This window comes from Ciceribacter sp. L1K22 (genome assembly GCF_017599385.1).
Classification (GTDB): domain Bacteria; phylum Pseudomonadota; class Alphaproteobacteria; order Rhizobiales; family Rhizobiaceae; genus Allorhizobium.
This window is the reverse complement of sequence record NZ_JAGFPK010000002.1, coordinates 857915-872863: the sequence shown is the minus strand read 5'-3', so window position 1 is coordinate 872863 and position 14949 is coordinate 857915. Positions and strand designations below refer to the sequence as shown.

The following is a 14949-nucleotide window of genomic DNA, read 5'->3' as shown; positions in this document are numbered from 1 at the left end:
ATATCGAGGAGCGGATGTCGAGGTGAGGGCGGAAACCTCAAGAGCCGAGCTGAATGCAGATCATGATCCGGAATTCGGGCCATGGCTCGCCCAGGCTAGCATTCTGGTGGTTGACGACGAACCTGGCATGCGCAACTTCCTCTTGCGCACTCTCGGCCCCCGCTGCAAGCATCTCGACGAGGCCGCAGATACCGAGGAGGCGACCCGCAAGCTAGACCAGCGGCATTTCGACGTCGTCATCCTCGACAATATCATGTCTGGCAAGAACGGCGTCGATTGGTTGAACGAGCAGCGTTCCATCGGCTTCTTCGCCGACGCAATCCTGATGACCGCTTATGCGGACCTGGAAACAGCCATCCAGGCCTTGAGGGCCGGTGCAGTGGATTTCGTGCTCAAGCCGTTCAGGTCGAACCAGATGCTCAACGCGGTTGCGCGTTGCCTGGACAGGGTCCGGCTGCAACGCGAGAATTTTGTTCTTCGCTATGAGCTCAGGGCTGCGGCCGATCATATCCTGTTGCGCGACAAGCTGATTGGCGGGTCGGCGAGCATTCAGGACGTACGGCAGACGATCGCCCGGGTCGCTCCCTTGCCGACCACTGTACTCATCACGGGTGAGTCCGGTACCGGAAAAGAGGTCGCTGCGCGATCTCTGCACGCGCTGTCAGACCGAGCATCCAAGCCTTTCGTACCCGTCAATTGCGCTGCCATTCCGCCTGATGTCATCGAGTCAGAGCTGTTCGGTCATGTGCGCGGCGCCTTCACCGGTGCGGAGGCCCGCCGCGACGGGCTGTTCCTCCATGCGCAAGGAGGGACGTTGTTTCTTGACGAGATCGGTGAAATGCCGCTGGCAACGCAGTCGAAGCTGCTGCGTGTCATCGAGGATCGCCGCGTTCGGCCGGTTGGCGCGGAGCGCGAGGTCCCTGTCGATCTGCGTTTTGTCTTTGCGACCAATGCCAAGCTTGAGCAATTGGTCCAGGATGGTAGATTCAGAGCAGACCTCTTCTATCGCATCAACGTGATGCAGTTGCCGCTGCCACCGCTGCGTGAGCGGGGCAATGACGTGATCGAGCTTGCTCAACTGTTCATGGCAAAGCTTTCACGGCAGCTCGGAATGCCGATCGTGCCCATCACGGCGGAGGTGGAAGCCGGTCTTGCGGCATATTCGTGGCCGGGAAATGTGAGAGAGCTCCGCAACCTGATTGAACGGTCGCTCATTCTCGGGCGGTTTCCCGATGATTTCGGACGCGACACGATCCCTGTGCCTCGCACAATGGGAACACTCGATGACATCGAGCGCCAGCATATTCTTTCGGTCCTGCGGAGCCATGCCGGAAATCGGGAAGCCGCCGCGCAGGCTTTGGGGATTTCGCGCAAGACCATAGACCGAAAGCTCACGGCTTGGAATGGCTGAGATCGAAGCGAAAACGGGCGGGTCTGGTCCCGGGTCAATTCGTGTCCGGCTGCTCGCGATCGCCCTGCTTCCGATGTTCGTGGTCCTGCCGATCCTCTTGGTAGTGACCATCGCGCGCTGGGAAGACAAGTTTGATGCACTCCTCACATCAAAGGTCAATGGCGACCTAACAATCGCCCACCAGTATCTCTCCCGAATTCTGGAGAACACCGGAGAGCATCTCCAGTCATTGGCCGGATCGGTCGCGTTTCTCGAAGCAGCTAATTCTGACAATGGCACGCTCTCCCGTTTCCTCGCCGACAGTCAGCAGCGATTGGGCCTGGATTTCCTGCTTGTCATCGATAGACAGGGTCGGGTGATCGGCACTTCATTGACGACCGGCAGGCCGACCGTCAGTACCGACTGGCCCGTCAGGATTTCGGCGTTCTCGGGTAAGGCCAGCACAGCCATCGATGTCATGGGCCCCCACGAGTTGGAAGCGATTTCCGCAGACCTTGCGGACCGCGCCCAGGTTTCTCTTGTCCCAACACCAAACGCAGCCCCTACCGATAGAACTGTCGAAAACCGGGGAATGATCGTGCATTCCGCCAGTCCGGTGTATCTCCCCGATATGGGAGAAAGCATTCTCGTCGGTGGCATCCTGCTCAACCGGAATCTCGTTTTCATCGATACCATCAATGATCTTGTCTATCGCGAAGCCAGCCTTCCCGAAGACAGCCGCGGCACTGCGACCCTGTTTCTCGATGACGTGCGGGTCAGCACCAATGTGAGATTGTTTGAAGACACGCGCGCTCTCGGCACCCGTGTGTCGGAGGTGGTGCGCAATGCCGTTCTTGGTAAGGGCCAAACCTGGCTCGACAGCGCATTTGTCGTGAACGACTGGTATGTCTCCGCTTACGAGCCAATCAGCGACAGCCATGGGCGGCGCGTCGGCATGCTGTATGTCGGCTTCCTGGAGGCGCCGTTCACCAGGGCAAAGACCGAGACGCTTCTCGGCATCCTCGTCGCGTTTCTTGTGGTGACCATTGTGACGGTTCCCATCTTCCTGCGCTGGGCACGAGCGATCTTTAAGCCACTCGAACGTATGACGGCCACGATCGAAAAAGTGGAGGCTGGCGATCTTGGCGCCAGGACCGGTCTTGGAAGGGCACGGGATGAAATAGGTATCGTCGCCGCCCATCTTGACCACCTGCTCGATCAACTCCAGCAGCGCGATGCGGAACTCAGGGCCTGGAACGACGAACTCAACAACCGGGTTTCGGAGCGGACAAGGGATCTCGAGCTTGCTAACCGGCAGCTTGAGGCGACAACCAAACAACTGATTATGTCCGAAAAGCTTGCCGCCATCGGCGAGATCACGGCGGGTGTCGCCCACGAAATCAACAATCCGATCGCGGTGATGCAGGGCAACCTGGAAGTGGTGCGCAGCGTTATCGGCGAAGCGGCGAATGATGTCGCGACGGAACTGCGCCTGATTGACGAGCAGATCCATCGTGTCAGCCAGATCGTCATGAAACTCCTGCAATTCGCAAAACCGGAGGAGTACGCCGGCTATGTCGAAAGGCATACGGTTGCCGAGGTTATTACAGATTGCCTGCCGCTCGTTCACCACCTCCTCAATCGTGCGGAGATAACCATCGTCCGTGATGATCAAGCGACGCGACTCATTCTGATGAACAGAACGGAACTGCAGCAGGTTCTGGTCAATCTCATCGTGAATGCCCTGCATGCGATGCCGAATGGCGGCACGCTTCGCCTTGTTAGTCGAGATGAGGAACGTGCCGGACGGTGGGGAATAGCGATTGATGTCGTCGATGACGGTGTCGGCATTCCGAACGATGTGATCGGGAAAATCTTTGATCCTTTCTTTACAACCAAACGCCGGGACGGAACCGGTCTTGGTCTCTCAATCAGCCAGACACTGGTGAACCGTCAGGGAGGTTCCCTATCCGTCGTCAGTTCGCCGGGTAAGGGTACAGTCTTTACCATCTGGCTTCCGGAAGCTTCTTAGCTTTTGACAAAGGACAATTTGTCCTGAAATTCCGGACATCTTGTCCGATGTAGCTGATCTGCTTCCCCTAAGTTATTGAAAAAGTTTTAGTTCGCTACTGGCACATGGGTTGCATTTAACTGTTCACCCGCTCACGGGGTGCGGTGACCTTGTTTTCTAGGGGCCGTTCCGAGCGGGCCTCGTCCTGCGATCAGGGGAAGATTGTGACGGGACGGGAGAGGGAGAAGATCATCGCAAAGCGATGTATCCAAGGAGAGTGTACATGACGGTTACCACGGAAACTTTGGCGGGCGGCTATAGTGGCGGCCTCCTCGACCGGGAACGCATTATTGCGAAACCCGGTTTCAACCGGTGGCTCGTGCCACCAGCGGCTTTGGCCATCCATCTCTGCATCGGCATGGCCTATGGGTTCTCCGTTTTCTGGCTGCCCTTGTCGAAGGCGCTGCCGAGTGCACCCGAAAGCTGCGCCAGCCTCACACTGGCAGGAGCGCTTTTTACGACAGACTGCAACTGGCGCGTGGCCGATCTCGGCTGGATCTATACCCTGTTCTTCGTTCTTCTGGGTTGCTCGGCTGCTATCTGGGGTGGCTGGCTTGAGCGTGCCGGTCCGCGCAAGGCCGGCTTCGTGGCCGCCTGCTGCTGGTGTGGCGGCATTCTCGTCGCGGCGATCGGCGTCATGACACATCAGTTGTGGCTGATGTGGCTCGGTGCTGGCGTCATTGGCGGTGTGGGCCTCGGTCTCGGCTACATCTCGCCGGTATCCACGCTGATCAAGTGGTTCCCAGACCGCCGCGGCATGGCCACCGGCATGGCCATTATGGGCTTCGGTGGTGGCGCGATGATTGGAGCACCGCTCGCCAACATCCTCATGGGATATTTCCGCACGGACCTCACTGTTGGCGTGTGGCAGACCTTTGTCGTGATGGCTATCATCTACTTTATTTTCATGATGGGCGGAGCGTTCGGTTACCGCATTCCGCCGGCTGGCTGGCGCCCGGAGGGCTGGACCCCAAAGGTTCAGGCGTCTTCCATGATCACCCATGGTCACGTCCATCTGCGCGACGCGCACAAGACACCCCAGTTCTGGCTTATATGGGCTGTGTTGTGCCTTAACGTCTCAGCTGGCATCGGCGTCATCGGCATGGCCTCGCCGATGCTGCAGGAGATTTTTGCGGGTTCGCTGATCGGTCTCCCAGACCTGTCTTTCTCGCAGCTCGATACGGCGCAGAAAGGTCAGATCGCGGCGATTGCAGCCGGGTTCACAGGCTTGCTTTCGCTTTTCAACATCGGTGGGCGATTCTTCTGGGCTTCGCTTTCCGATAAGATCGGGCGAAAGAACACCTATTACACGTTCTTCATTCTCGGGATCGTGCTCTATGCAGCGGCTCCGACACTTGCTGATCTCGGTTCGAAGGCGATGTTCGTGCTGGCCTTCGGCATCATTCTGTCCATGTACGGCGGCGGTTTTGCGACCATCCCCGCCTATCTGGCAGATATCTTCGGAACGCAGTTCGTCGGGGCTATCCATGGCCGCCTGCTGACGGCATGGGCAACGGCGGGTATTGTCGGTCCGGTCGTCGTGAACTACATCCGCGAGGCTCAAATCTCTGCCGGTGTCGCTCCGGGGCCTGAACTCTACACCGGTACGATGTATATCCTCGCCGGTATGCTCGCCCTCGGCCTCGTCGCCAACGCGTTTATCCGTCCGCTTTCGCAAAAATGGTTCATGTCGGAAGAGGAAGTCGCGGCCTTGCAGGCGAAGACAGCCGCAGCCAATGCCGGGCCTACAGGCTCCTTCGGTATCGGCAAGGGTGGTCTCACAGGACCGGCCCTGCTCGCGTGGGCGGTCGTCGGAGTTCCTTTGCTGTGGGGTGTATGGGTGACGCTGAAGAGCAGCTTGGTGCTGTTCGGGTGAAACCGAAGTGATGTGAAAGCAGAAAAGCGGCCGCAAGGCCGCTTTTCTCACTTATTCTCTATTGGTTCCGACGGTATCAGGCCGCCATTTCCTCGATCTCGGTACCCTTGAACATCTTGGAGAGATTCAGGAAGCAGATCATGCCGTTCTCGTTGGCGATAATGCCTTCGGAGAAGGATTTGTCGAAGGAGGCGGAGACTTCCGGAACAGGCTGAACCTGGGAGGCGGGGATGGTCAGAATATCCGACACCCGATCGACCAGCATGCCGATAACCATATTGTGGACTTCGGCGACTACGATCGCAGAGCGCTCGTTCGCGACTGTGCTCTTCATGCCGAGCTTGAAGGCAAGGTCGATGATCGGAATGACCGAGCCGCGAAGGTTCATAACACCGATCACGTCCTTTGGTGCGTGCGGGAGCGGGGTGCTCGGGGCCCATCCGCGAATTTCTCGGATGGTCGTGGTCTTCACGCAGAATTCCTGATCGTGCAGCCGGAATGCAATGATCTCGAGAGAATCGCCACCGAAATTGGTCGAGTTGATCGTCGTCGCCATAAAACTTCTTCCCAACTTTGCTGCGCCCTGCTGACCGGACCTTCCGTCGCGGACTACATCGGCGAAAATGCTTCGAGCCGGCGATCTGGGCCGTGCGGCCAAGCGGACTTCCGATCGAACTCCAGACACTATGGCGAAAGAGTGTTGCTTAAATCTAAATCTCGTTCCGGAAATTCACGATTTCTAAAATAAATGTTTTGCCTAGGCCGCGACGAGTACTGACTCGATTTGCTGCAGGGCCCAGTCGATCTGGTCTTTCTCAATGACCAATGGTGGCGCTAGACGAATGGTGTTCTCATGTGTGTCCTTCGCCAGCAGGCCGCGATCCTTGAGTGCGTAGCAATAGGAGCGCGCGCCGCCTGCTTCCGGAACCAGTTCAACCGCCAGCATCAGGCCACGTCCACGGACGTCCTTGACAACGTTGGACCGGATCTGGCGAAGGCCTTCTAGGAAGTAAGCACCCATGCGTTCCGCATTGCCGATCATGTCTTCCTCGACAAGCACCTTAAGTGCCGCGCGAGCGACCGCGCAGGCCAACGGATTTCCGCCGAAGGTCGAGCCATGCTGGCCAGGTTTGAGAACGCCCAGCACTTCCGAGTTCGAAAGCACCGCGGAAACGGGATAGAAGCCGCCGGACAATGCCTTGCCGACCAGTGTAACATCTGCCTCTATGCCTTCATGTTCTTCCGCGAGCAGCTTCCCCGTACGCCCGAGGCCGGTCTGGATTTCATCGAGAATGAGTGTGATGTTGTGGGCCGTGCATAGTTCGCGAACCCGCTCAAAGTACCCCACAGGTGGAATGATAACACCGGCTTCGCCTTGAATTGGCTCAATGAGGGCGGCAACGGTGTTAGCGCCAATGGCCATAGCAAAGGCTTCGGCGTCGCCGAACGGCACGACACGGAAGCCAGGTGTAAACGGTCCAAAACCCTGGCGCGCATCTGGATCGGTTGAGAATGAGATCACCGAGAGGGTGCGACCGTGGAAATTGCCGCCGCATACGATGATCTCGGCATTGTTTTCCAGAACGCCCTTGGTCTCGTAACCCCACTTGCGCACTGCCTTGATCGCGGTCTCGACCGCTTCCGCGCCGGAATTCATGGGCAGGACCTTGTGCGAACCAGTAAGGGCGGCGACCTCCTCGTAGAAGAGCGCCAGTTGGTCGTTCCTGAATGCGCGCGAGGTAAGCGTAAGCTTAGAGGCCTGTTCGGTCAGCGCCGAGAGGATTTTCGGATGGCAGTGACCTTGGTTGACGGCCGAATAGGCGGAAAGGCAATCGAGGTAGCGTTTCCCGTCGGTATCCCAAACGTGTACACCCTGGCCTCGAGAAAGTACGACATCGAGGGGCTTGTAGTTGTGGGCGCCGAGGCGTTGTTCTGTGGCGATGAGTTGTGCGGCGTTAGACATTGTTACCTCTCGATCAGGCGGCTCGGGTGGGGCGGTCGAGTATACGGCGACCGAAAAGACTTGCGGCCAGTTCGACCATGACGCGGGCGCTCTTACCCCTATCATCAAGGAACGGGTTCAATTCAACGAGGTCCAGCGAGGATACGAGACCACTGTCGTGCATCATCTCCATGATGAGGTGTGCTTCGCGGAAGGTGGCGCCACCCGGCACCGTGGTTCCGACGCCCGGTGCCACGTCCGGATCGAGAAAATCGACGTCGAGACTGATGTGGAGAAGACCGTGCTCGGCTCGCACAGCAGCAATGATTTCGCGAACAATCGCCGCCATTCCCTTTTCGTCGATTGCGCGCATGTCATAGACGTTGACGCCGTGTTTGGCGATCAGCTGCCTCTCGATCGGATCGACCGAGCGGATGCCAACCTGGAACACGCGCCGCGGGTCGACCAACGGCCGGTCTGCCGGCAGGATTGGCGCGAATTCCGCCTTGCCGCAGAAAAACGCCACGGGCATTCCATGGATGTTGCCGGATGGAGATGTTTCGGGCGAGTTGAAGTCGGCGTGGGCATCGAGCCACAAAACGAAAAGCGGCCGACCAATATTGTTCGCCCGTCGTGCCATACCCGAAACGCTTCCCATTGAGAGGCTGTGGTCGCCACCCAGTATGATCGGGATGGCTCCATTCGTCGCCGCATCGTATGTCGCCTGTTCAAGTGCGCGTGCCATCGCCGCAACTTCAGGCAAGCGGCGGGCTTTTTCGGAAGACGTGAGGCGGTCTGCCGGAACCGGTCGGAGGTCTCCCAAGTCCGCGACGTCGAATCCAAGTTCCGTCATCGTATCGGCGATGCCTGCTATTCTTAGTGCGGCCGGACCCATTGCGCAGCCACCGCGACCTGAACCTTCCTCAAGGGGCACTCCAATCAGCGCCAGCTTGTTCGTGTTTTCCGTCACCGTTTTCAATCTCCCGTCCTGTCTCACTGATCTTGAGGCATTGGAGGCGTTGCAAAAAGACGGAAAAGTGTCAGAATTCGGCATGTAATTCTCGTTATGGTAGGTACAACCTTTCAATATGTCGAACATTGACGATCTGGATCGGAGCATCCTATCCGCGCTTCGGCAAAATGCGCGGTTGCCTGTCGCTTCGCTGGCCGCATCGACCGGGGCTGCCCGCGCCACTATCACGATGCGTATTCAGCGGATGGTCGATAACGGCACGATCACTGGCTTTACGATACGCACCGGAGATGAACTGGCGCAGACGGGCGTCCGGGCGGTCGTCATGATTGAAGTCGTCGGAAAGTATGCGGACAGGGTGACCCAGAATCTTCGTGGTATGCCCGAGATAAAGGCGCTTCACAGCACGAATGGCCGGTGGGACCTTATCGCCGAACTCGAAACGAAAGATCTGGCCCGTTTCGATGAAACTCTTCGAAGGATCAGGCTCGTGGAGGGAATAAACTCGACGGAATCCAGCATCCTGCTGAAGACGAGCAAGATGGGTCTTTGACCTCGCCTCGCTAGTATTCCCGCTCGTAAAAGATGCCCGCTCCCGACGAGCCGTCTCCACCAGCTTCGCCGCGCAACTTGACGCCGCGCCCGATGTCAAGGTTGATCACCGCCTTGCCGCCACCGTTGCCCGATTGCTGGAGCTCCAGATAGGTGCGATCGTTCAGATAGCGCCCGGCGCTGATCGCGGCATTTCCTTCCGAGTCGGTCGTGATGTCGAGATTGTCGACACCGAGACCGGCGCGAAGCGTTTCGAAAAGCGAGGAAGACCGGCCGCCGGCGAGTTGGCTGGCAGCGTCCGCGAGTTGGGCGATCTGCACCGCCGAAAGTCTGGACAGCGACTGGCCGAAAATCAGCTGTGCCAGGATTTCATCTTCGGGAAGGGCCGGCGACGAGGAGAAGGAGACGGCGGGATCATTTGCAAGCCCCGATATTCTTACCGTGATCGTCGTGCTTCCGGCGGTGCTCGAGGCTTCCAGATTGAGGAGGGGTATCAAGTTGCCGCCGAAAGTAATCGTGCCGCTGGTGAATGTCAGGCGACGCGTCAGGATCGAAAGCCGTCCACGTGTCAGCGTGAAGGCGCCGGACACTGCCGGTGTCGTGCTCGTTCCGCGAACGGTGAGCGAACCACCCAGTTCCGCATCGATACCACGACCACGCACGAATATCTTTCCAGGAGTCGTAATGCCCAGGTCGAGATTGATTCCGCTTGACGTCCCGTTTCCGCCCTGCCGGGACAATGCTGCGACCTGCCTCTGGACATCGGCAGGCGCGTTGCGGTGGGTGATGTCCAGTTCGCTGAGTGTCGCGGGAAGACGTTCCGGTATGGTGATGGCCGTTTCCCCGAGCGCCAGATTACCTGAAAGAGTAGGGCCTGCGAGAAGAGGACCGCGCAGAGTAAGATCGCCGCTTGCCGACGTTGAAACAAGTGTGCCGTCGACATAGGCAGCCTCTGACAGGTTGAGAGTGATGTCGGCGGGCAGGCTGCCAGAGAGTCCGACGGTCCCGTTGCCACTGATGCTTCCGCCGCCGGAGAGGCGCCCCGAAAGAGCCGATATCTGCGCCTGATTGCCGTTCAATGCGACATTGGCCGAAAGTGCCTCGATGGTCAGATTGCGACGGACATCGACGAGAGTGCCGCCGTTCAATGATGCACTGCCTGTGATCGACGGAGTCGAGGCCGGCCCCGAGATGGTTGCGTTGACGGTCGCGGTTCCTTCGGCGACCAGTCCTTGCGCCGACAGTTGAGCGGCAAACAGGCCGAGAGGTATATTTCCGGAGAGCCGCAGCGAGAGAGGCGTGTTGCCCTCGATAGTGACTGTACCGCTGGCGTTGATCGATACTCCCGCGCCGCCGGTGATGCTCGTCTCAATCGTCAGGTTTTTACCGGCAATGTTACCGTTGGCCTCGACGTTTAAGGGAGGAACACCGGCACTTCGGGTCTGGGCAACAGCGGCTTCGCTCCAGTTCAGCCGATAGGTCACCATAGGCTCGCTGAGGCTGCCTCGCGCCTCCACAGTTCCCGCAACTGTCCCGGAAGCTGAAAGCGATGGCGCGACGCTGTTCACGAGGCTTGCAGGCATTCCGCTGATCGTCGCGTTGGCGTTCAGCATTGTTCCGATAGACCCCTGAACCGCAACTGTACCACTTCCTACTTCAAGCGTCAGGTCGTCGGTGCGCACAGTGCCGTTCGCAATATTGATCGTTGCGGGATCTGCGAGGCGAATGTCGATGCCGCGCGGTGCTGCGGCGAACTCCCGCATAGCAATGTCAATTCCCTGCGAGGAACGCGAGAGGGTAGCGGTCGCCCTGACCGGCGCGTTGTCGTAGCGTGCGGTGATCTCAACCACTGTGTGGTCAGAGTTGCCGGTGAAGGTGACCGTTGGGGACATTAAGGAGTTTGCGCCGATACCGACGGACTGTGCGCTGATGCTTCCGTTCATCTGTAGGTCCGCAACATCGTCGATCGTGACGTCAAACCGGGGCTCGACCACTGTCGTTCCGTCCCGGGCGAGGGACGACCCCGTCGCTTCAATATTGACCGACACATCCGTGACATCGGCGGATAGGCGAACATTACCAGACAGGTCGCCCGAAAGCTGCTGGCCGACGAAAGCCGCGATCAAATCTATCTGCGGAAAGTCAAACGTCAGTTCGCCCGACGGAACGCGCTCACGGTTAAATGCAAGCGATCCCCTGAGTTCGTTGGAGCCGACGTTCACGGTCACTGTGGGCACGCGTATCAATCCATCGCTTGTCTTGACGGAGGACCGCATGGATATCTGTTGGCCGTCTATCGAACCCTCGGCCTGGACTGTGCCGGCTGGCGCCTGCGGATCAACAAGTCCCGCCGCCGAAAGCGTGAAGTCGCTCAATTCGCGTCCGGCGAAAATGGCGTCGGCGATCGACATCGTTACGCTTGCGTGCGGCGTTGCAACGGACCCAGACAGATTTGCGGTAAACGATGCCTGCCCCTCAACATTTGTAAGCAGGTTTCCGAGATTGGTGATCGTGCCGCTGAGTTCGCTTGCGAGATCGCCTTGTCCAACGGTGACGTTGCCCTCGATAGTGCCGAGGCTGGAGTCGACGGCGAGCTGATCGATATCCACCGTCCCATCGATCCCGTAGGCGACGTCGCCGCTTATCGTGAGATCGCCGTCGAACCGTTCCGCGACTGTCTCCGGTAGCGCGGTTGGCGATATTCGCACGTTTACGGCGCCAGCAGCCGATCCGTCGGCCAACACATATCGAGCCGCGATCGTGCCGTTGACCGCGGGGCTTTCGATGCTGATGTTGTCCGATGCCACGCTTTCATCGGTGACGGTGAGGGGTGCCTTGATTGTCAGGGGTGTACGGATCGCGCGGTCAAAGTTGGCGTTTTGAAAATCGCCTCCGCCCACTGCGAGGTTGACATCCAAGTCGCCGGAGAGCGCTGCCAGATTGAAATTGCGTGACCGGGCGTCGAAGCGAACGTTATCCAGCTCTGCGGTTGGGACCTTGAGCCGCGCCAGAGACGCGCCAGCTGAGATCGTCGCCGACTGCGCAGGACCAACAGCCGTCAGGTCGATCCGCTCGATGGCAGCAACTACATCGCCGTTCTGCAGCGGCCAACGGATATCCATCGGTCCACCGACACTCACCAGATTGGCCTGCAGGTTATTCTCCCCGCTACGATCCAGTGTCCCTGACGCGGTAAGAAGAAGATTGCCGGTGGAGAGACGGGCCGTCTCTATGCTCAGTCGGTCGGTTCCGTTGAGAGACGCGAAAAGATCAACGGATGTCTCGCCGGAGAAAGTCTCGCGTAGCAATGGCGGCATCAGGCTCGCAAATTCGCCTCCACCCGTGACCCGAATCTGACGATCGCCGTCCTGCTGGAGCCGGTGCCCAGCTTCTACGGCAAGAACGGTTTCACCGTTCAGATCGGCGCTCAGTTCGGCGACCCAGTCGGACAGAGGACCTTGACCATTGACGCGCACCGTCAGCGTGGGCTCTCCCGGGATGCGGAGCAAGGTGCCGAATAGTCCCTCCCGGGGTTCGGCGTACTTGCCGTCAAGGATCAGGGTGTTGTCGGCAGGTGCGTAGACGAGGCGGGCTTCGAGAGATGTTTCCGGGGTGTCCAGGCGTTGGGCATCGAGCGACGCCGCTATCGAGTTGCCATCTGCCGTCAATGACCCGCTTGCGGAAAAGGCCAGTGGCAGTCCGGCAACCTCCTCGCCAAACCTAACCGAAGGAAGCGAAATCGTGTCGATGTCCAGTTTTACCGGTAGCTGGAATCCGCTTCTAGAGGTGGTTGCTTCCTGTTCGCCTGTCTCAGGCAGTCGCTCTATCGTCATAGACGAGGCCGACACCCTTTCGGCTCTGAAGTTTGCCCCGAGAAGAGCGGAAGGCGTCCAGTCGATTTCGATGCCGCTGATGCTGCCGTAGGTGCCGCGCCTGTCAGCGAGCGTGACGGACTCGATGCGAAGCTTCCCTGTTAGGATGGAGCCCAGGTTGCTGATCGTGATGTTTTGACCGGGAGAGGAAATCAGCCCACTGACGAAAGATGCGATGAACTGGCTCCCGCTGGACGTGAATCCGACGGCCACAATCAAAATAAGGCCCAGCAGGATTGCGATGCCGGCAGTCAGGCCGAGAAGCCTTATGGACCATAATGCGAGGCGCTTCAGAAAGGCCATGGTCAGTGTTTTCCTTCTCCAGGCTTCAGAAGCTCTGGCCGATCCCGGCATAAATTCCGTAGTCGCTGCCGCCATCATAGCGGTCCAGAGGCATGGCGACATCGAGCCTGATCGGTCCGAATGGTGTCGCGTAGCGGAGACCTATACCCGCACCTGCACGGATATCTGAGAAATCCGGAAAATTCGAGGCCGAGACCGTACCGACATCGATGAAAGGCACAACGCCGATCGCTTCGGTGATCTTGATGCGCGCTTCAAATGACGCCGTGGCAAACGAACGTCCACCGGTGGGATCGTCATCGGCGTTGTATGGGGATATTTCCTCGAAGGCATAACCCCTCACCGATCCGCCGCCTCCGGCGAAGAAACGGCGATTCGTCGGTATGTCCGACAGAGAGCCCGACCCGAAAACAGACCCGCCGGCAATTTTTCCCGCGAGGACAATACGATCTTCCTCACCGAGACCCAGATAGCCGGTGACGCTTCCCTGTAAAGAAATGAAGGGGGTGCTGCCGAATGTCTCATAACTCGGCGAAGCGGCGAAGGAGGCGCGGTAGCCCTCGGTAGGGTTTAGCGTATCGTCCCGGGCGTCGCGGACATATTCGAACGGGGTATAGACGGTCAGATACTCGTTTTCGCCGAAGGCATCATCAACATTCGCCCATTCGACCGCTACACCGCCTGAGATCGTATCCCTATCCGTCATTTCGTACGCGAGGCTAGTCTGCGCCGTAACCGTATTGATGTCATAGGAGGTCGTTTCGCGGGTAGCGCCTAGTATGCTGGCACTCAGGGTCGCTGCCGGAAAAAATGCCCCAGGTTTGGTGAAGGAGATGCCGGTCGCATAGTCGAGATTGCCGAGCTCTTGGGTGTCGCCAAGTCGCCCGATCGAGCCCTCTATCCGAAGTTGCTCGGCTTGGCCGAAAAGGTTGCGGTGGCCCCAGTAGCCCTGCAACCCAAAACCATCGATGCTTGAAACAGTCGCGCCAAGACCGAAATAGCGGTGCTTCCCTTCTGAGACTTCGATTTCAATCGGCAGCGATCCATCTGCGGCCAGTGTATCAGCTTCCTTCATCGTCACACTGGAGAATACACCCAGTTCGCGCAGGCGCTTGGCCGCGGCGTCAAGTTGCTCCGGAAAGTATGGCTGCCCGGGGCGTACCCGGGAGTAGCGGGCGACAAAATCCGCCTCGACGCTTTTCGTGCCGGAGACGCTGACATCGCCAATCGGCGCTTTCGGTCCGCCGTCAGCTGCGATGGTTACGTCGACGGTACGTCTTTCGTGGTCCGCAATCACGTCGCGCGCGGTGAGCCGGGCGAGCGGACGTCCTTCCGCCTTCAGGTCGATCACCACCCTCTCTGCGGCCGCGAGAATTTTGTCCGACCCAGCCGCGTCGCCTGGCTCGAGATCATAGTCCGACGGGTCGAGCCGCGCCGCATCGCCCCCCAGAGTGAACTTGCCCAGCACAAAGGAGGGGCCGGGATCGACGCTAATCGTCACCGGGATAGGTCCTTCCTTCCGGAATGTCGGGTTTGGTGGCAGCTCTTCCAGCCGTGTCCCGTCCACCCGGACTGTGACAACGCCGCCGTAGCGCGAATTTTCGTAGAGAGTCGCCACAAGACGGTCGCGGTCGTCGCGGGCTCTGATCACGAGTCCCAGGTCACCCGAAACAGGCTCGCCTTCATTTTGCAGAAGGAGCGAGCTGCGCCGCAAGTCATCGTCCAGAGCCGCATCGCCGCTATCGATATCCAGATCGATCGAATAGTCGACCGGGTTGATCACTTCCAGACGTTCGTCCTTACCTTCAAAGAGCTTGATGCCGAAAATCTCGAATGCGACTGCCGGCATCGGGCTCAGTGCCAGCAAGCTTGCGGCAACGGTCAGCACGATACCGCTTCTTCCACATGCCGAGCTTGTTCTTAGTGCTGACAAATCACGCTTCATGCGCAGCTTTTCTCTCACCGATCGG

General features: G+C 58.8%; 9 protein-coding genes. 4 read left to right on the top strand and 5 right to left on the bottom strand.

The features are described 5' to 3' along the window. Positions 1-22 precede the first annotated feature (22 nt). The 3 genes from J5J09_RS21990 to J5J09_RS21980 all read left to right on the top strand — a co-directional run bounded on the left by J5J09_RS21990 (position 23) and on the right by J5J09_RS21980 (position 5337). Positions 23-1411, top strand: a complete 1389-nt coding sequence (locus J5J09_RS21990) for a sigma-54 dependent transcriptional regulator (RefSeq protein WP_348646504.1) — start codon at positions 23-25, stop codon at positions 1409-1411. After that, complete coding sequence (locus tag J5J09_RS21985) at positions 1404-3422, top strand: cache domain-containing protein (protein ID WP_208554360.1); 2019 nt, start codon at positions 1404-1406, stop codon at positions 3420-3422. The genes J5J09_RS21990 and J5J09_RS21985 overlap by 8 nt, the downstream gene beginning before the upstream one ends. Before the next feature lie 262 nt (positions 3423-3684). Next, positions 3685-5337, top strand: coding sequence for an OFA family MFS transporter (locus tag J5J09_RS21980; protein ID WP_208554359.1), 1653 nt, complete (start codon positions 3685-3687; stop codon positions 5335-5337). A gap of 76 nt (positions 5338-5413) precedes the next feature. On the opposite strand, the gene J5J09_RS21975 is transcribed toward J5J09_RS21980, so the two are convergent. From J5J09_RS21975 to rocF, 3 genes are all read right to left on the bottom strand, one after another. Further along, the gene (locus J5J09_RS21975; RefSeq protein ID WP_208554358.1) at positions 5414-5893 is read right to left on the bottom strand and encodes a chemotaxis protein CheW; all 480 of its coding nucleotides are present in this window, start codon (positions 5891-5893) and stop codon (positions 5414-5416) included. Between the two features lie 201 nt (positions 5894-6094). Beyond that, entirely contained in the window at positions 6095-7300 is a 1206-nt protein-coding gene (rocD, locus tag J5J09_RS21970; protein ID WP_208554357.1) for an ornithine--oxo-acid transaminase, read from the bottom strand. A 13-nt stretch (positions 7301-7313) separates the two neighbouring features. Beyond that, positions 7314-8249, bottom strand: coding sequence for an arginase (rocF, locus tag J5J09_RS21965; RefSeq protein WP_348646503.1), 936 nt, complete (start codon positions 8247-8249; stop codon positions 7314-7316). Positions 8250-8367: 118 nt separating this feature from the next. Here rocF and J5J09_RS21960 point away from each other — a divergent pair, with 118 nt between their 5' ends. Beyond that, positions 8368-8805, top strand: a complete 438-nt coding sequence (locus J5J09_RS21960) for an Lrp/AsnC family transcriptional regulator (protein ID WP_208554355.1) — start codon at positions 8368-8370, stop codon at positions 8803-8805. A 10-nt stretch (positions 8806-8815) separates the two neighbouring features. Here the strand turns inward: J5J09_RS21960 and J5J09_RS21955 are convergent, their stop codons facing one another. Further along, complete coding sequence (locus J5J09_RS21955) at positions 8816-12979, bottom strand: translocation/assembly module TamB domain-containing protein (RefSeq protein ID WP_208554354.1); 4164 nt, start codon at positions 12977-12979, stop codon at positions 8816-8818. A gap of 25 nt (positions 12980-13004) precedes the next feature. Beyond that, positions 13005-14924, bottom strand: coding sequence for an autotransporter assembly complex family protein (locus tag J5J09_RS21950; RefSeq protein WP_208554353.1), 1920 nt, complete (start codon positions 14922-14924; stop codon positions 13005-13007). Positions 14925-14949 lie beyond the last annotated feature (25 nt).